The sequence below is a fragment of the Nocardiopsis flavescens genome, assembly GCF_900141985.1.
In the GTDB taxonomy this organism is placed as follows: Bacteria; Actinomycetota; Actinomycetes; order Streptosporangiales; family Streptosporangiaceae; genus Nocardiopsis; species Nocardiopsis flavescens.
In genome coordinates this window covers 267,265-283,804 of the sequence record NZ_FQZK01000005.1, presented here as the reverse complement: position 1 = coordinate 283,804, position 16,540 = coordinate 267,265, and the positions used below count along the sequence as shown (strand labels likewise).

16 protein-coding genes are annotated in these 16,540 nt (G+C 75.6%); 4 read left to right on the top strand and 12 right to left on the bottom strand.

Annotated elements, in window-relative coordinates:
• From BUE45_RS11910 to BUE45_RS11900, 3 genes are read left to right on the top strand one after another with little or no spacing between them, the layout of a single operon-like run.
• On the top strand, nucleotides 1-1,212 hold the full coding sequence (locus BUE45_RS11910; RefSeq protein WP_073378774.1) for a beta-ketoacyl synthase N-terminal-like domain-containing protein: 1,212 nt from the start codon (nucleotides 1-3) through the stop codon (nucleotides 1,210-1,212).
• A 31-nt stretch (nucleotides 1,213-1,243) separates the two neighbouring features.
• Nucleotides 1,244-1,504, top strand: a complete 261-nt coding sequence (locus BUE45_RS11905; protein WP_073378773.1) for an acyl carrier protein — start codon at nucleotides 1,244-1,246, stop codon at nucleotides 1,502-1,504.
• Entirely contained in the window at nucleotides 1,501-1,977 is a 477-nt protein-coding gene (locus BUE45_RS11900) for an SRPBCC family protein (protein WP_073378768.1), read from the top strand. The genes BUE45_RS11905 and BUE45_RS11900 overlap by 4 nt, the downstream gene beginning before the upstream one ends.
• A gap of 89 nt (nucleotides 1,978-2,066) precedes the next feature.
• Here the strand turns inward: BUE45_RS11900 and BUE45_RS11895 are convergent, their stop codons facing one another.
• The 9 genes from BUE45_RS11895 to BUE45_RS11855 form a co-directional block, all read right to left on the bottom strand.
• Nucleotides 2,067-5,501: a phosphodiester glycosidase family protein gene (locus tag BUE45_RS11895; RefSeq protein WP_073378766.1), complete on the bottom strand. Its 3,435-nt coding sequence runs from the start codon at nucleotides 5,499-5,501 to the stop codon at nucleotides 2,067-2,069.
• A gap of 739 nt (nucleotides 5,502-6,240) precedes the next feature.
• Complete coding sequence (locus BUE45_RS11890) at nucleotides 6,241-6,717, bottom strand: nitroreductase family deazaflavin-dependent oxidoreductase (protein WP_073378765.1); 477 nt, start codon at nucleotides 6,715-6,717, stop codon at nucleotides 6,241-6,243.
• Nucleotides 6,718-6,872: 155 nt separating this feature from the next.
• Complete coding sequence (locus BUE45_RS11885) at nucleotides 6,873-7,286, bottom strand: nuclear transport factor 2 family protein (RefSeq protein ID WP_073378764.1); 414 nt, start codon at nucleotides 7,284-7,286, stop codon at nucleotides 6,873-6,875.
• 268 nt (nucleotides 7,287-7,554) lie between these two features.
• Nucleotides 7,555-7,854, bottom strand: a complete 300-nt coding sequence (locus BUE45_RS11880) for a (4Fe-4S)-binding protein (protein ID WP_084737145.1) — start codon at nucleotides 7,852-7,854, stop codon at nucleotides 7,555-7,557.
• Nucleotides 7,855-7,885: 31 nt separating this feature from the next.
• On the bottom strand, nucleotides 7,886-8,194 hold the full coding sequence (locus BUE45_RS11875; protein WP_073378763.1) for a GNAT family N-acetyltransferase: 309 nt from the start codon (nucleotides 8,192-8,194) through the stop codon (nucleotides 7,886-7,888).
• Nucleotides 8,195-8,566: 372 nt separating this feature from the next.
• On the bottom strand, nucleotides 8,567-9,223 hold the full coding sequence (locus tag BUE45_RS11870) for a hydrolase (RefSeq protein ID WP_073378762.1): 657 nt from the start codon (nucleotides 9,221-9,223) through the stop codon (nucleotides 8,567-8,569).
• A gap of 599 nt (nucleotides 9,224-9,822) precedes the next feature.
• Nucleotides 9,823-10,290: a MarR family winged helix-turn-helix transcriptional regulator gene (locus BUE45_RS11865; protein ID WP_073378761.1), complete on the bottom strand. Its 468-nt coding sequence runs from the start codon at nucleotides 10,288-10,290 to the stop codon at nucleotides 9,823-9,825.
• Nucleotides 10,291-10,406: 116 nt separating this feature from the next.
• Nucleotides 10,407-11,060 carry a response regulator transcription factor gene (locus BUE45_RS11860; protein WP_073378760.1) on the bottom strand — a complete coding sequence of 218 codons (654 nt, stop codon included), beginning with the start codon at nucleotides 11,058-11,060 and terminating at the stop codon, nucleotides 10,407-10,409.
• A complete protein-coding gene (locus tag BUE45_RS11855; RefSeq protein ID WP_073378759.1) occupies nucleotides 11,045-12,340 on the bottom strand; it encodes a sensor histidine kinase in 1,296 nt (431 codons plus the stop codon). Before BUE45_RS11855 ends, BUE45_RS11860 begins: the two co-directional genes overlap by 16 nt.
• Nucleotides 12,341-12,709: 369 nt before the next feature.
• On the opposite strand from BUE45_RS11855, the gene BUE45_RS11850 reads away from it, so the two are divergent.
• Complete coding sequence (locus BUE45_RS11850; protein WP_073378757.1) at nucleotides 12,710-13,873, top strand: acyltransferase family protein; 1,164 nt, start codon at nucleotides 12,710-12,712, stop codon at nucleotides 13,871-13,873.
• A 390-nt stretch (nucleotides 13,874-14,263) separates the two neighbouring features.
• Here the strand turns inward: BUE45_RS11850 and BUE45_RS11845 are convergent, their stop codons facing one another.
• The 3 genes from BUE45_RS11845 to BUE45_RS11835 form a co-directional block, all read right to left on the bottom strand.
• Complete coding sequence (locus BUE45_RS11845; protein WP_073378755.1) at nucleotides 14,264-14,824, bottom strand: type I-E CRISPR-associated protein Cas6/Cse3/CasE; 561 nt, start codon at nucleotides 14,822-14,824, stop codon at nucleotides 14,264-14,266.
• 156 nt (nucleotides 14,825-14,980) lie between these two features.
• Nucleotides 14,981-15,760: a hypothetical protein gene (locus BUE45_RS11840; protein ID WP_143173335.1), complete on the bottom strand. Its 780-nt coding sequence runs from the start codon at nucleotides 15,758-15,760 to the stop codon at nucleotides 14,981-14,983.
• A 79-nt stretch (nucleotides 15,761-15,839) separates the two neighbouring features.
• A complete protein-coding gene (locus BUE45_RS11835; RefSeq protein WP_245833011.1) occupies nucleotides 15,840-16,532 on the bottom strand; it encodes a GntR family transcriptional regulator in 693 nt (230 codons plus the stop codon).
• Between the last annotated feature and the right edge of the window lie 8 nt (nucleotides 16,533-16,540).

Genomic DNA, 16,540 nt, shown 5'->3' with positions numbered 1-16,540 from the left:
ATGGACACGGTGATCACGGGGCTGGGCGCGGTCTCCCCGGCGGGCGTGGGAACGGCGGCCTACTGGGCCGCGCTCGTGGAGGGGCGGACGCTGATCGCGCCGATCCCCCACTTCGACACCGCGGGGTTCCCGGTGCGGCTGGGCGGGACGGTCCCGGGGTTCGACCCGCACGAGCACCTCGACGGCCGCTACGTCGTCCAGACCGACGCGTTCAGCTGGTTCGCGATGGTCGCGGCGGCCGAGGCCCTGCGCGACTCGGGGGCCGACACCGCCGCGGACCCGTACTCCACGGGGGTGCTGGTGTGCAGCGGCGCGGGCGGGGTCGAGTTCGGCCAGCGCGAGCTGGCGGCCCTGTGCCGGAGCGGCCCCGACCACGTGGGCCCCTACCAGTCCATCGCCTGGTTCTACGCGGCGAGCACCGGCCAGGTGTCGATCAGCAACGGTCTCAAGGGCATGTGCGGTGTGCTGGTCACCGAGGAGCCGGGCATGCTCGACGCGCTCGGGCAGAGTGGGCAGGAGCTGCGGCGCGGCACGTCCGCGATGCTGGTGGGCGGCAGCGAGGCCCCGCTCGGATCGCCGTTCTCGCTGGCCTGCCAGTTGGAGACCGGCCTGCTCAGCACCGGGGAGGACCCCGGCACGGCCTATGTCCCCTTCTCGGAGGAGGCGCGGGGGTACGTGCCCGCGGAGGGCGGGGCGGTCGCGTTCGTGGAGGGCTCCTCCGACGCGCGGGCGCGCGGCGCGCGGGTGCGCGCCGTCGTCGCGGGCCACGCGAGCACGTTCAGCGGGGTCGGGAGTATGGACCCCGGGGGCGAGGGCCTCCTGAACGCGGCGCTGGGCGCGATGGCCCGGGCCGGGGTCGGGCCCGACGACGTGGACGTCGTCTTCGCCGACGCCATGGGCACGCCCAAGGCCGACGCGGACGAGGCGGCGGCGATCCGGCGGCTGTTCCCGCGCGGGGTCGCCGTCACGGCGCCCAAGACGGGCTTCGGCCGGGCCTACGCGGGGGCGGGCGCCCTGGACGTGGCCGCGGCGGTGCTGAGCCTGGAGCACCAGGTGGTTCCGCCCACCCCGCACGTCAGCGACCCGCCCGTGGGCCTGGACCTGGTCGTCCGGGTCGCCCGGCCCACGCCGCTGCGGACCGCGCTGGTCCTGTCGCGCGGCGCGGGAGGGGGGAACTCCGCGATCGTCCTCAAGCACCCCGACCACGCCTGACACATCCGAGACACCGGATCCGAGGAGGACCATGTCCCAGAGCACCATCACGATCGAGGAGCTGGTGGAGCTGATCTCCACCTGCGCCGGGATCAGAACCGACGCCGCGTCCGCGGCGGCGCGGACCTTCGAGGAGTTGGGGGTCGACTCCCTGGGGGTCCTCGGCATCGTCGCCGAGATCGAGCGCCGCATCGGCCGCAAGCTGCCGGGCGACGCGGACATGTCGCCCTCCCCCGCCGCCCTGGTCGCCCTCGTCGACGAGGGCGCCCCCGCTTCCCTGGAAAGGCTGTGATCGACGTGCCCGTGGTCGCCGAGTACAGCGTCGTCATCGACGCGCCCTACGAGCTGGTCTGGAAGATCACGAACGACGTGGCCTCCTGGACCGACCTCTTCCCCGCGCACGAGTCCGTGGAGATCCTCCACCGGGAGGGCGACACCACCCGGTTCCGGATCACGAAGCGCCCCGACGAGCAGGGGCGGGTGCTGACCTGGGTGTCGGACCGCACCGTGGACCGGGAGGCGGGCGAGGCGCGCGCCGTGCGGGTGGAGACCGGCCCGTTCGCGTACATGCGTCTGCGGTGGGGCTACCTCCAGGTGCCGGAGGGGGTGCGTCTGAGCTGGCGGTACGAGTTCACGATGAAGCCCGACTCCCCCTACGGCGACGCGCAGATGAAGGCGCACTTCGACGAGAGCGCGCCGGCCGAGCTGGAGCAGATCAAGGGCAGGATCGAGGCAAGGGTGCCCGCGGAGGGCTCGGCCGTCTGATCCGGGCCGGAGACCTCTCGGGGCCCGCGGCCCCGGCGCGCGTTCGCGTGCCGGGGCCGCGGGCCCCTCGGTGTCGGTCCCGGACGGTGTCAGGGCTTGAGGTCGATGGTGACCCGTTCGGTGACGCCGTTCACGGTGACGGCGAGGTCGACGACCGCCTCCGCGAGCGCGGTGAACCGGCCGGTCGCCGGGTCGAACGCGGCGGCGTGGCCGTCCCCGGCGTCCCCGGCCGGCCCGATGTGGACGTCGTCGGAGCCGGACCAGTCCGCTCCCACCGGGTAGGCGACCGGTACCCGGTCGCCGTCGTTGTCCACCGTCGCGGTGACCTCGGCGTGCTCGCCCACGGCGACCGCGGTCGGTGCCGCCAGCTCCAGTCCGTCCACGTGGGGGCGCAGCTCCGCCGCCACCCAGTCCTGCGCGGGGTCGCCGCCGGTGTCCACGCCCCACAGCGACCAGCCGGTGAAGCCGCCGTCCGCGGGGCCGGCCGAGGGGTTCTTGCCGACGTTGCCGTTGACGACGTAGGGCACGCCGTCCACCCGCTGCGCGTGGAACAGGCCGGCGTGCGCCCCGATGAACACCGCCCCCTTGCCGGACCCGGCCTGGAAACCGGCGAGCCACCTCTCGACGGTGGCCGCCTCCTTGCGGTCCGACAGCTCGCTCGCCCTGGTGGGGAGCGGGTCGCGCAGGGGCACGTGCTGGGCCACCACGACCGACGTCACGGCGGGGTCCTCGGCCGCGCGGTCGAGTTCCCGGCGCAGCAGCGGGAGCTGCGACCAGTCGCCGGCCCGGTAGGAGAGCCGCGCCGTGTCCAGGAGGAGGAACCTGGTGCCGTGGTGGTCCACCACGTGGCGGGTCGCCCCGAACGCCTCGCGGAAGGCGTCCAGCGAGCCCTCGGACACCTCGTGGTTGCCCGGCACGTAGTAGTAGGGCAGCTCGCCCTCCAGCTCCTCGTCGAGGATGCGCCGGGCCAGCGCGAAGTCCTCCGGAGCGGCCTCGTCGACGAGGTCGCCGTTGACGATGAGGAACTCGGCGTCGGTGGCGCGGATCTCGCGGAGCGCGCGCCGTGTGTAGGCGACGATCTCGCTGTCGGGGTCGCGGGCGACGAACTGCGCGTCGGACAGCACGGCGAACCGCCAGTCGCGGCCGGCCACCTCCCCTCCGGTCGCGGCAACCGGGTCGGTGACCGGTTCGGCGGGCGGGAGGTCCACCGGTGGCGGCACCATCGCGGTCAGCCCGTCGACGACCACCTCGCCGTGGTAGGCGGCGCCCGGGTCGGTCTCGGCGAAGTAGAGGCGGCGCAGCGACAGCGGGTACCGCGTGCCCGGCGGCACCTCGAAGACCAGATCCCGCCATCCCGGCTCGTCGAGGTGGCCGGCGCGCAGCGCGGGCAGCAGCTGTCCGGAGCCGTCCCACACCTGGAGGCTGGCCCACTCGCCGTTCCCCGCGGAGTGCACCCGGGCGCGCAGCTCCTGCGGCTGGCCGGGGATCTCCAGCTCGCCGCCGGGCGGCAGGACCCCGCCGGTGCGGGTGCCGGTGGAGGTGGTGAAGTCGTAGGTCAGCCCCACCGCGGCGCCGTCCTCGCCCTCGGCCGCCGCGACGGCTCCCCGGGCACGCTCGCCGAAGTAGGTCCAGTCGGCCGCGTCCTCGAAGTCGGCGACGACGGCCTCCTCCAGGCCGACGGTGACCGCGAAGGAGGTCTCGACGCCGGCGACCCGGACCGTGGCGACCGCGGCCCCGCCGTCGGTGGCGGCCCGGATCTCGAACCGCCCGTCGGCGGTCGGCTCGGCCCGCGCGACGGACGCGTCGAGGGTCAGCTCGACGTCGGCCGGCTCGATGGGCGCGGCGAACCCGCGGGAGTCGTAACCGGTCACCTCCAGCACGGCGGACGCCTCGGCGTCGGCGAGCCCCACCCGCGGGGAGGTGGTCTCGATCCGGGCCAGTTCGCCCAGCACGGTCAGCTCGGTCTCCCCGGTGGCCCCCCGGCCGATGGCGGTGACGGCGGTGGTGCCGGCCGAGCGGGCGGTGAACACGCCGTTCCGGTCCACCGTGCCGATCCGGCCGTCCTCGGAGCGCCAGTGCGGGTCGGCCGGGACCGGCGCGTAGGTCTCGTCGTGGCCGTCCGCGGTGAGCGTGCGCGTCAGGCCGGGGAACACCCGGTCGGGCCGGGTCGGCGCGACGGCGGCGGGGTCCTCGCCGCGGTCGACGGCGATCCGCGTCCGGACCCAGAAGCCGTCCAGTCGGCCGCTGCCCTGGGGGGCGAACAGGGCGAGGCCGTTGGGGACGGGGCGCTCCTCCCCGTCCGAGGGCCGGTTCTCGACCCGCACCCCGTCCGCACCGGGCGTGCGCGCCACCAGCGTGGTCGAGCCGCCGCCGTCGAGGTTGAGCGCGGTGTGCGCGCCGGCCTCGACCATCATCTCCCCCAGTTCGTCGAGGCCGACGCCCTCGGCGAAGGAGGGCTGGCGGCCGTCGACGCTCAGGAGGTACATCTGCGTGCCGTCCTCGGAGAAGCCGAGGGCCGTGCGCGGGGCGCCCGGGGTGTTGTCGGCCTCGCGGGCCGGCTGGACCTCGCCGTCGACAACGAGCAGCTGGCGGCCGTTCAGCGCGGCGCGGACCTCCTGGTCCCCGGCGGTCCGCACCTCGTAGTCGATGGCGACCGGGTCGCCCACGGCCAGGCCGGACAGCGCGGCGGCGCCGTTCTCGCGGCCGACCAGGACGAAGGAGTCGTCGGCGATCTCCCCCTCCCGGGGCTCGTCCGCGATCTCGGTGACGCGTCCGCCGGTGACGACGACCTCCAGCGTCTCCGCGGCGCCCTCCACCGCCCGGCAGCGGCAGTAGGTCCCCCAGAGCGGGGTGAACGCGGCGATCCCGCCGGCCTCCAGCGCGGGCTTGTTGAGGGCGTCGAGCGGGGCCGCCTCCCCGTCCGGCAGCTCGACGGTGCCCTCGAAGAACACCTCGCCGATGGCGCCGAGCCCGTCGGACGTGAAGACCGCGGCGGAGCGGCGGTGGTCGTTGGTGATCGGGGACTGGATCACCTCGCCGTCCCGCACGGCCACGCCCTGCGGCGCGCCGGAGGCGTTGATGTCGAAGAAGTCGCCGTTGACCGCCGCGACCGCGCCGGCCCGGTCCGCCTGGACGCTGAGCGGCTCCCGGTCGGTCACCCGGCCGGGGAACAGGTGGTCGACGGTGACGCCGCCGGTGAGGTCGGCGGTGAGCAGGTCGGCCTGGAGCCAGGTGGGCGTCCCGGTGTGGCCGTCCGGACCGTAGGCGTCGAACGAGTGCAGCGTGACGCCGGGGGCGACCGGGCGTTCGGCGGCGAACGTCTCCAGCCGCGGCTCGGGGGCGTCGGCCGGCGCGGTCGGACCGCCGGGCGGGACCTCGACCGTCTCGCTGAACGCGGTGTGGTCGCGCGGGTCGTCCGGCTCCGCGCTCGCGGGCGCGAGGGGGGTGAGGGAGAGGGCGAGGGCGAGGGCGGAGCCCGCGACCCCCGCGGTACGCGTGCGTGAGCGGATCGACCGGCGATTCATGGAAGGCCTCCGGACGGCTGAGGGGTGGGGGGAGAGCCCTGTGCGTTGACTTCCTACCATCACGCCGCTCTCCTGTGTAGGAAGTGAACGACCCTCGGAAACGGTGCGGATTTCGGGAGAAAATCGCACGAGGAGGGCGCTGAACAGCGGACACGCCCCGGCGGGGGCGGTCGCGGGGCGTCCTCGGGCACGCCGCCCCGCATCCGGATTTCATCCGGGAACGGCCTGTTCGTCACACGGAGTCCGCCGGCGGGCGGCCGGGCGCGGGCGGGGCGGGGGGCCGTGTCGTGCGGGGGCGTGCGGAGCGGTGCGTGGCGGCGGTACTGCGCACGGCGGCCACGGGCCCGGTCGGCGCATGACGGCGCGCCACGTCCGGTGGAGGCTCCTCAAAAGGGTCCGCCCCGGCGTGCGAAGTGGTGCGGAAGATGGCGGCCACGGGCCCGGTCGGCGCATGCCCGGGGCCGCACGATGGTGTCCCGCCGAGTGGTCTGAAAGCGCCGGAGCGTTCGAACGGGAGCAACCCGCTGGTCAGTGGGTCGTCGCCCCTGTGATGCCGGGGTCGAACGAAGTCACACCACCTCAGGGGACATGACCCGCCGCACCCGGTGGAGGCACCGCGGCGGGGTCCGTCCCGGGGTGCGAAGTGGTGCGGGGGTGGCGTGCGGGACAGCGCCGGGCGGTATGGCGGGCGGCGCGGTGCGGGGCCCGCGGCGGCGAAGGGCGCACGACGGCGGCCCCGTCAGCGGGTGTGGACCGGGGTCAGCCGGAACACGGGGATGAGCCGGTCCGCGCGCTGTTCGTAGAGGGCGAAGTTGGGCCAGACGTGGCACATGAGCGACCAGGCGCGGTCGCGCTCGCGCGAGGTGAGCTCCTGCGCCCGCACCCGGACCCGGCGCCCCGACTTCTCGACGAGGGCGGTCTCGGCGTCCCTGAGGTTGTGCGCCCATGCGGGTGTGCGGGGCGCGCCGAAGGACGAGCCGGCGATGAGCAGGTGCGCGCCGTCGCGGACGTACAGCAGGGGTGTGCTGCGCGGCTTCCCGCTGATCCGTCCGGTGACCGTGAGCATGAGGTTCGGCAGGCCGGCGAGGTCGAGCACCCCGACGTGGCCGCGGCTGATCCGCTGGAGGCCCCGGTCGAGGCCGGAGATCTGCGGCAGCAGTCGCGGCAGCCACGGAAGGGCGCCGATCCGGACGGCGAGCGGGGTCAACAGTCCCATGCCCGCATCGTACGGCCGGGGCGCTCGCGTGGCCACGGCCCACACCGCGCCGGTTCCGCCGGGCTCCGCGCGGCCGGGTCCGCGCCCGCGGACGGACCGGGGCCCGGCGCCGGAAGGTGCCGCGGGGCCCGGAGGGGCCCGCGGCGCCCCCGGCGTCACACCATCGGGTTGCCGTTGACGGAGTCCGCCGGGTCGACCTGTTCCTGGACCACGTCCCAGTGCTCGACGATGCGCCCCTGCGCGAGGCGGAAGACGTCCACGATGACGACCGGCTTCTCCGCCCACCCCAGGACGTGGCTGTGCGTGAAGACCAGGTCCCCCTGGGCGGCGATCCTGCGCGGCTCCCACACGAACCCGCTCAGGGTGGGGGCCACGGCCCGGAGCGTGTCGAGCCCGTCGGGCATCGACGGGTTGTGCTGGACGTAGGGCTCGGCCCAGTACCGGTCCACTGCGGAGACGTCACCCTCGACGAAGAGCTCCCGCATCGCCCGTAGGACGGTCTCGGTGTTCCTGCGTTCGAGGTCCCGCGCCGGGTCGGTCGCGGTCTCCTGGTCGGTCGGGGTGTCCATCGGGGGGTCCTCTCGATCGTTGCGGCGAAGCCGTGCGGCCCTGCGTGGACCGCGGCCGTGGAGTGCGAAGGCCCGTTACCCGAGCCCTCCGGGCACGGCGGTGACGCGCCGCCGGCCCGTGTCCAGGGGTTCGGGGGCACCGTCGCGGATGCGCCTCGGGCCGATCCCCACCGCCGCGGCGAAACGGTCCGGGGCGGTCCCGCCGCCCTTGCCGACGGCGAGGGCGGCCCGTGTCCCGGGGCCGGGGCGGTGGCCGGGCCGCCCCGCGCTACGGCGCCGCCGGATCGCCGCCGGGGGACGGCTCCGGCCCCCCGGACGGGCCCTGGCCGGAAACCCGCGGCGCGTCCGCCGCGAACCGGTACTCCAGCGCGCCCGAGGGGCAGCGCCCCACCACCTCGGCCACGCGGTCGGCGTCGGCGCCGTCCGGCAGGATCCACGGTCGCCGGGCCGGGTCGAAAACCTCGGGCAGGCCGTGGACGCACTCGGCCGCGTGCCGGCAGAGCCCGGCCTCGAAGGTGACGGTGATCGACCGCCCCTCGTACGCCTTCTTCGCGGTCGCACCGCTCATCTGGGTCCTCTCCGCCGCAGTGTCCGGCCGCTCAGTCGCTGACCCTGCTGCGGGACTGGTACAGCAGGTCCTGGTAATCGGGGTGGCGGGCGATCCAGCCCGCGAAGAAGGGGCAGGTCGCCAGCACCCGCAGGTTCGCGGACCGGGCCTCGTCCAGGGCGGTGCGGGCCAGCGCGGACCCGACCCCCCGGCCCTCGTACTCCGGCTCGACCTCGGTGTGCACGAACGCCACGAGCTCCGGAGTCCTGATGTACTCCGCGACGCCCGCGACCCTGGACTCCCCGTCCACCCGGGCCTCGTAGCGCTTGGCCTCGGGCACGTTGTCGACTTCGACCGCCATGTCTGCTCCTCCTGGATAGGCCGACCGGGGCATCACAGTAGCCCTATTCGGTTGATGCATCAACTTTTTGCGGACGGGGCGCCCCGGCGGCGGCCTCCCGGCCACGCCTCGGAAGCCCACCCGGGAGCGGCCCCGCGGCGGCCCTGCCGCCTCCCCCGGCTCCGGTGGCGGGCCCGCCGGAACGGGTGGCGTCCGCGCCCCTCCCGGGTCCGGGGCCGGGAGGGGCGCGGACGGACCCCTCAGCCGGGGCCGGCGCGGGCGCCCCCGCTGCGGATCCCGCGGGCGAGGCGGACCGACCGGCCCGCGCCGGCCGGGGGGCCGAACGGGGACGGGCCGTCCCCGGTGCGGCCCGGGACCCGTTCCGCGACCGGGTCAGACGTCGCTTTTCCGGCGGGCGGCGAGCAGCTGGGTCTCCCAGGCGAAGGCGACACCGGTCGCGCCGCCGTGCTCCAGCAGGACGTCGACCATGGCGGGCAGGGTCTCCTCGCGGGCCCAGTCGCGCTGCCACTCCGACGCCACGGCCAGCCAGGTGATGGGCACCACGCCGGCCTCGACCATGCGCCGCACGGCCATGTCGTGGGCCTCGGCCGAGCCGCTGCCCGAGGCGTCGGTGACGGCGTAGACCTCGAAGCCCTCGCCCGCCGCCTGGATCGCCGGCATGGCCAGGCAGATCTCCGTCCACAGGCCGGCCAGGATCAGCTTCTTGCGCCCGGTGGCCTTGACGGCGTCGACGACGCGCTGGTCCTGCCAGGTGTTGATGAGCGTGCGGTCGATCGGCTTCTGCTCCGGGAAGACGTCCTGGACCGCCTGGATGAGGTAGCCGCCGCGCTCCTCCAGCACGGTCGTCAGGATGGTCGGGACGTCGAACGCCTTGGCGGCCTTGGCCAGGCCCACGGTGTTGTTGACGATCATCGTGGGCTCGTGGCTGTTGAGGTTGGCGAACTGGAACGGCTGGTGGTCGATGAGGACGACCACGCTCTCCTCGGGGGTCAGCAGCGCCTGGAGTCCGGCCTTGGCATCGGTGCTCATGGGAGTCCCTTTCGATGGGTCGCGGTCGGGGGATGCGGAGGGTCCGCCGCCGGGAACGGCGGCGGTACGGGGGTGCGCGTGTCCGCCTCGACGACGGTTCGTCCCGCCTCAAGTAGTTGACGCGTCCCCTAGATTAACGCGGATAGATGATGCGTCAACCATTGCAGGTGAGAGCCGGATCGCCTTCCCTGCAAGGGAAACCAGCGCTGAAAATGTTGATACATCAACAGTTTGAAAAGGCCGGGTGTCCCGGAGAACACGCGGCACGGCTCCTGCCGAGGCCGGGAGGGGTGCGACGGGGAGAACCGCTGCGGCAACCGGCGTGACGGGGCGGTGCGGTCGGGATGCGGCGGGGCGGGACGGCCGGCGCCCCGCGGGACAGGGCGGTCGGCGCCCGGCCGGGAGGGGTACGACGGGGAGGACCGCGGCGGGACGGGGCGGTCGGGACGCGGCGGCGCGGGGCGGTCGGCGGCGCGGGACGGCCGGAGGCGGGCGCGCTCCGGCGTGCGGTGCGCACCGGGCGGCGCCGGTGCGTCTTCGGGCGCGGTGCGGGGCGGGGGTCCCCGGGCGGAACGGCGGGGCCTCCCCCGGCCGGTCCGTCAGTCCGGCTGCTTCTCCATGTGCTCCCGGACGCGGGTGGAGAGCCTGGCGAAGGCGGTCAGCTGGTTCGGGGTCAGGGCGTCGACGAACAGGCGGCGGACGTGCTCGACGTGCAGGGGCGCGGCCTCCTCGATGGCCGCGTGGCCCGCCGGCGTGACGACGATGAACGCTCCGCGCCCGTCGTCGGGGCAGTCCTCCCGGGCCACGAGCCCGCGCTTGGTCATCCGGGTGACCTGGTGCGACATGCGGCTCTTCTCCCAGCCGACCAGCCTGGCCAGCTCCAGGAAGCGCATCCGCCCGCCGCCCTCCTCGGTGAGGTTGACGAGCACGGCGTAGTCGGACGCGGACATCCCCGAGTCCACCTGGAGGCGGCGGGACAGGCGTCCCAGGAGGGCTTCCTGCATGCGGATGAAGCCGTCCCAGGCGGCCTTCTCCTCCGGGTTGAGCCAGCGCGGCGTCGCGGTCATGGGCGCAGTGTAACGACATCCCCGGCGCCCCCTCCACCCGGGACGCCCGGCGTCCCGCCGGCCCCGCCCCGCTGACCAGGAGGGGAACCGCGGAGCCCCGCACACCGGGGCCCGTGTCAGGCGCCCCCCGTGGCGCCGAGGAAGGCCAGCACGGCGCGGACGCGCCGGTTGCCGCTGACGTCGGCGTCGACGCCGAGCTTGGCGAAAACCGCGGTGGTGTGCTTGCTGATCGCCCCCTCGCTGAGGAAGAGGCGGCGGGCGATGGCCTGGTTGGACAGCCCCTCAGCCATCAGCGCGATGACGTCGCGCTCGCGGGCGGTGAGGGCGTCGAGCGGCGAGGCGGAGCCCGCGTTCATGATCTTGGCGACGACGGCGGGGTCGAGCGAGGTCCCGCCGCGGGCGACCCGCTCCACCGCCTCGATGAACTGCTCGGCGTCGAAGACCCGGTCCTTGAGCAGGTAGCCCACGCCGCCGCTCCCCTCGGCCAGCAGTTCGCGCGCGTAGAGCTGCTCGATGTGCTGGGACAGGATGAGCACGGGCAGGCCCGGCCGGTCGCGGCGCGCCCGGAGCGCGACCTGGAGCCCCTCGTCGGAGAAGGTGGGCGGCAGCCTGACGTCCACGACGGCCACGTCCGGCCGGTGCTCCCGGAGCACCCGCAGCGCGGTCGGCCCGTCCCCGGCGGTGGCCACGACCTCGTGGCCGTAGGCCTGGAGCAGCCGGACCAGTCCGTCCCGCAGCAGGTAGAGGTCCTCGACTACGACGATGCGCACGGCACCTCCACGGTGGCGCGGGTGGGCCCGCCGGGCGGGCTGTCGATCCGCAGGACCCCGTCGAACGCGCGGAGGCGGGTCGTGAGCCCCGCCAGCCCCGATCCGGCGCCGATGCGGGCTCCCCCGCGCCCGTCGTCGGTGACGGCGATGGCGACGCCGCCGCGGGTGCGGTCGATGGTGATGTCGATGGCCGATCCGTGCGAGTGCTTGACGGCGTTGGCGACGAGTTCGGCGGTCGTGAAGTACAGGCTGGACTCGATCGGCGTCTCCAGCCGCCGTTCCAGGGTGGAGCGGACCGAGGTGCGCAGGGGCGCGTCCAGGGCGAGGGCGCGGATCGCGTCGACGAGGCCGCGCTCCACCAGGACCGGGGGGACGATCCCCTGGGTGAGTTCGCGGAGTTCGCGCAGGGCGGCCAGCGAGTTCTCCCGGGTCTGCCGCAGCAGCGCCCTGACCTCGGCCTGGTCCTCGCCCAGCAGTCGCTCGGCCGCGCTGAGCGAGAGGCCGATGGAGACGAGCCGCGCCTGCGCGCCGTCGTGGAGGTCGCGTTCGATCCGGCGCAGCTCGGCCTCCTGCGCGTGGGTGAGGTCGGCCCGGCCCTGGACCAGCACGGCGATCCTGGTGGTGGACCGCACCAGCAAGGAGGGGCCGAGCAGGCGCCGCGCCACGAGGACGGCGGCCCGCCACCCCAGGGGCAGCAGGAGCACGCCCAGGGCGGTGGACAGCACGGCGGCGGGCACCCGGGCCTCCTCCGGCAGGGGCGTCGTTTCCGGCCGCGCCGCCGCGGCGGCGGCCCCCGCGGCGACCAGTGCGAGCGGGGCCGCCGCGGCGGCCCCGGCGGTGACGGGGGCGACGAGGATCCAGAGCATGTCCCGCCAGGCCGCGGGGTCGTACACCCGCGTCAGGATCCACCGGTGCAGGAGCGAGATCCAGCGGAACCGCTGGTAGTCGTACCCGTTCCACCAGTAGCGCGTCGCCATCCGGGTCACCGGGACGAGGGGCCGGTAGGAGTCGGGGATCTCCCGCCCGGTCCAGCGCCCGGCCAGGGACCGCACGGCGCGGCAGAGGGGGCGGGGGAACACCACCAGGCTCGGGACCGCCACGCCGAACACGCACCAGAAGGTGCCGACCGCGCTGCCGGTCAGGGCGAGGAAGAAGAACGCGGAGGCCGCCCACGCGCCGGGGACCAGGGCGGTCAGGACCAGGAGCACGGGCGAGCGCACCGCCCCCTGGGCGAACGGTCGGGCGACGGCGAGGAGGCGTCCGCCGGGGAGCCGGCGCATGGTTCCTCCGGTTTCCGGCCGGGAGCGGGTCCCGTCCCGGCCGTGGGTGGGGGTTCTCGGACAGGGGCGGGCGGTCCGGGCCGGCCGCCGTACGGGGGCACGGGCGGGGTCCGGGACCGCCCACCGCCATTGTCCCGGTCGGCGCCCCCGCGCGCACCGCCCCGGCGCCAAGTGTGGGTCCAGACCCACCCCGGCCCGGGGTCCAGACGGATTCCGGCGCGTCCGCCCGGTTCCTAGCCTGCTGGAAGGGCCGTCGCAGAGCCCGGCCCCGGACGCTCCGCGAACCGGGACGACGGATACGGCGGCGTTCCCGCGGGCCGGGCCGAGCACTCCCCGGCGCCGATCCGCCCCCCGAAGGAGAAACCCGCCATGACCCTCCCCTCCGGCCCCGCGACCGCGCGGCCCGCCGGCCGCCCGCGGCTGCTGTACCTGGACAACCTGCGCACCGCGCTGACGGTGCTGGTGGTGCTGCACCACGCCGCCATCGCCTACAGCAACGTCCCGCGCTGGTACTACCGGGAGACGGCGACCGACCCCTCGGGAACGCTCCTGGACCTGATGCTGGTGCTGAACCAGGCGTTCTTCATGGGCGCCTTCTTCCTCATCGCGGGCCTCTTCGTCCCGGGCTCCTACGACCGCAAGGGCGCTCGGCGCTTCCTCGCCGAGCGTCTGCTGCGCCTGGGCGTCCCGCTGCTGGCCTGGCTGCTGGTGCTCCGGCCCCTGGTGACCGCGGGCGACTACGCGCAGGCGCGGGAGGCGGCGGCCCGGGAGGGCGCCGCGCTCCCCTACGCGGAGTACTACCTGGCCTCGTTCTCGCCGGGGCCGATGTGGTTCGTCGAGGTGCTGCTCGTCTTCAGCGTGCTCTACCTCCTCTGGCGGCGCACGGCCGGCCGGGGCCGGGACGCGGAGCGGTCCGCTCCGGCGGCGGTGCGGGCGCCCGGGGCGGTCGCGGTGGCCGGTTTCGTCGCGGGGCTGGCCCTGGCCGGCTACGTGTGGCGGATCTGGCTGCCGATGGACGCCTCGGTCCTGGGCCTGCCCACGCCCGCCTACCTGCCGCAGTACGCGGCGCTGTTCGTCGTCGGGCTGGTCGCGGCCCGGAGCGGCCTGGCGGAGGGCCTGTCCGTGCGGGCGGGGCGGGCGGGGTTCGCCGCCGCGGCGGCGGCAGCGGCGGCGATGGTCCTGCTCATCGTCGGCTCCTCCGGGGGAACGGAGTTCCTGGGCGGCGGGACCTGGCAGTCCCTGGCGATGACCGCCGCGGAGTCGGTCCTGGCCGTCGGGGTCATCGTGGGCCTGCTGGTGCTGTTCCGGGAGCGCTTCGACCGCCAGGGGCGCCTGGGCCGGTTCCTGTCGGGGCACGCCTTCACGGTCTACCTGATCCACCCCGTGGTCCTGGTGGCCCTGGGGCACGCGCTCGGCGGCGTGCAGGCGCCGGCGGTGGCGAAGTTCGCGCTCCTGGCGGCGCTCGCGCTCCCGCTCTGCTGGCTGCTGGCCCTCCCGGTGCGCGCGCTGCCGGGCGCGCGCAGGGTGCTCTAGCCCCGGGTCCGGAGGGCGGCGGTCCCTCCGGGCGGTCCGCGGCGGGCGGCGGCGGGCCGGGAAGCGGCCCCGGCGGGTCGCAGGGCACGGCGGACCGGCGGACCGGCGGACCGGCGGGATGATCCCCGCGAACCGGGGAAAGGGCGCGGCGGGCCGGGAAGCGGTCACCGTGGGACCCGGTAGGTCGGGGGGCGATCACCGCGCGGCCGGGGCGGCCACCGCAGACCCCCGCACGGCGGCGGGGGGCGGTCGCCGCGGGGCGCGGCGGGTCCGCGGGGGAAGCCGAGCGGGCCGCCGCGCGCCCCGGGCCGGGGACCGGGCCCGGCGCGCGGCCGTGCCGGGTCCCGCCGCGCCACCGGGCGGAGCTCCCCGGATCCGCGGAGCCGGGACCTACTGCGGGGCGAGCGGGCTGACCAGGAGCAGGCCGGCGCCCGTGGCCGTGCCCGCGCCGATCCCGTCCAGGCACAGCTCCTGGAGCGCGTCGCTGTCCCGCACCACCGCCTCGCCGGTGAAGTGGTACCGGGCGGGCCTGCCGCCCAGGCGCTTCCACTTGGCCGAGGTGACGTCCAGCGCGCCCGCGAGCTTGTCGGCCAGCCAGTCCTCGAACCCCTCCTCCGCCAGGGGGGCGCGCTTGCCGCGCGGGCGCCCGTCCCCGGTCTCCGCCCCGCGCGGGGCGGTCGGCGCCGTGATCAGCTCCCAGCGGACGGCCTCGCCCTCGGGGTGGCGGGACATCGGGTGGATCGCGGCGGAGGTCGCCCCGGGGACCTTGCCCCAGGCGGGCGCGGTGTCGGAGCTGACCACCAGCGTGCTCGGCGAGAGGCGAGCCCACAGCACCCGGGCGTCCGACCCGGCGTCGGGGTCGACCGCTTTGCGTACGGCCCGCCCCATGGCCGCCCACTGGTCCATGCCGGTGCTGCGCTTGGGGTCGAGGTTGATGCGGGCCAGGTACAAGGGTTCCCCTCCAGGGTGTCCCGCCGGAGCGGGGCTCGTGTCCGGTCGCGGGCCGCGGGGGTCCCGTACGTCCGAGGTGAAGCCTCCACTGTACGAGGCGCGGGCCCCCGGCCCGCCCCGGTGCGGGGCGCGCCCCTCCCCCGCGGCCGGCGGGGGTCAGGGCAGGTCGAGCGACCACTCGCCGTTGTGGGCGACGTGGACGAGGGAGGGACCCGCCGCGAGGCTCCCGGTTCCCGCGCGCTCCTCGAACTCCAGGAAGGCGGCCCGGGACGGGGCGGTGGCGTCCGGGGCCGCCTGCTGGACCGCCAGGCCGCCCTCGGCGCCCGAGCCCGTCACGCCGAGGTCGCCGCCGGGCCCGGAGTACCGGAAGACCCCGTGGCCGCTCCCGGACTCCGGGAGCTCCGGGGCCGTGGAGACGGGCCGCAGGGTGACCCGCCAGGCGCCGTCGGCCTCGACGTTGACGTGCGTCGCCGAGGCGTCGCCCACCAGGCCGGCCACCTGTCCGGAGAAGTCGCCGGGATCGTCGCCGGTGATGGGGAGGAAGGTGTCGAGCAGTACGGAGGAGAACCCGCCGTCCGCGTCGGTGGTGAAGAGCTGCAGTTCCCGCGCGCCCTCCTCGTAGAGGACGTCGACGACCGCGGCCCGGGCGGCCCGCACGTCCTCGGGCAGTTCCACGGCCTGCGCGGAGTCACCCTCGAAGACGACCTCCTCGAACGTGCCGAACGGCTCCCCCTCGGCGGTCGGCCCGGCCTGCTCCGACGGGGACGGCGACGGGGTCGGCGCGGCGGTGCCGGTGCCGTCGGTTCCGCCGCCGCCCGCGCACCCGGCGAGCAGCGCCGCTGCCGCGGCCAGTGCCGTGAGGCGGACGGGACGGACGGGACGGGATCTGTGGGTGTTGCTCCGGGGGACCATGTCCGCTGAGACGCCGGCGCTCACCGCCGGGTTCGGGGCACCGGCCGCGGAGTCCGCCCGCGCGGGCGGCGCCCCGCGACCGGGACGCGCCCCGCGCCCCGCGTCACCGGCTCCCGGGGCCGTCGCCGATCACCGGCAGGCCCGCCAGCAGGGCGCGGCGGCTCTCCCGCACGTGCTCGCGCATCACGCGCTCGGCACTGTCGCCGTCCTTGGCGAGCACGAGCTCCAGCACGCGGTGGTGCTCGCGGTCGGACTCGAAGGGGCGCCCGGGCCGGTTCAGCGAGGTCATGACGAGGCGGGGGTAGGCGAGCTGGTTCATCAGCGTCCGGTAGTGGGCCTCCAGCTTGTGGTTGTCGGCGCCGCGGACGAGCAGGTCGTGGAAGTCGTGGACCAGTTCGGCGTAGCGCTCCCGGTCGTCGCGCGCCACGGCCTCGTCCGACTCGCGCAGGTTGGCCTCCAGCAGGTCGACCTCCGGCACGCGCCCCCGCTGCGCCAGGAGCCGGGCTGCGGCGCCTTCGAGCAGCTCCTTCATCTCGAAGAGCTCGGTGATCTCCCGCCGGGAGGGGATCGTGACGAAGGTGCCCACCCGGGGCCTGATCTCGACGAGGCCCTCGGTCTGGAGCTGCTTGAGGGCCTCCCGGACGGGGGTGCGGCTGACGCCGTACTCCTCGGCCAGCGCGAGTTCGGAGAGCAGGGTCCCCGGCTCGACGGCCCCGCTGATGATGCGTCCGCGCATCTCCTCGATGACCGTGGCCTGGATGGACGTGGGGGGCGATTCACGTGTGCCTCGCGCCACTGTGACAC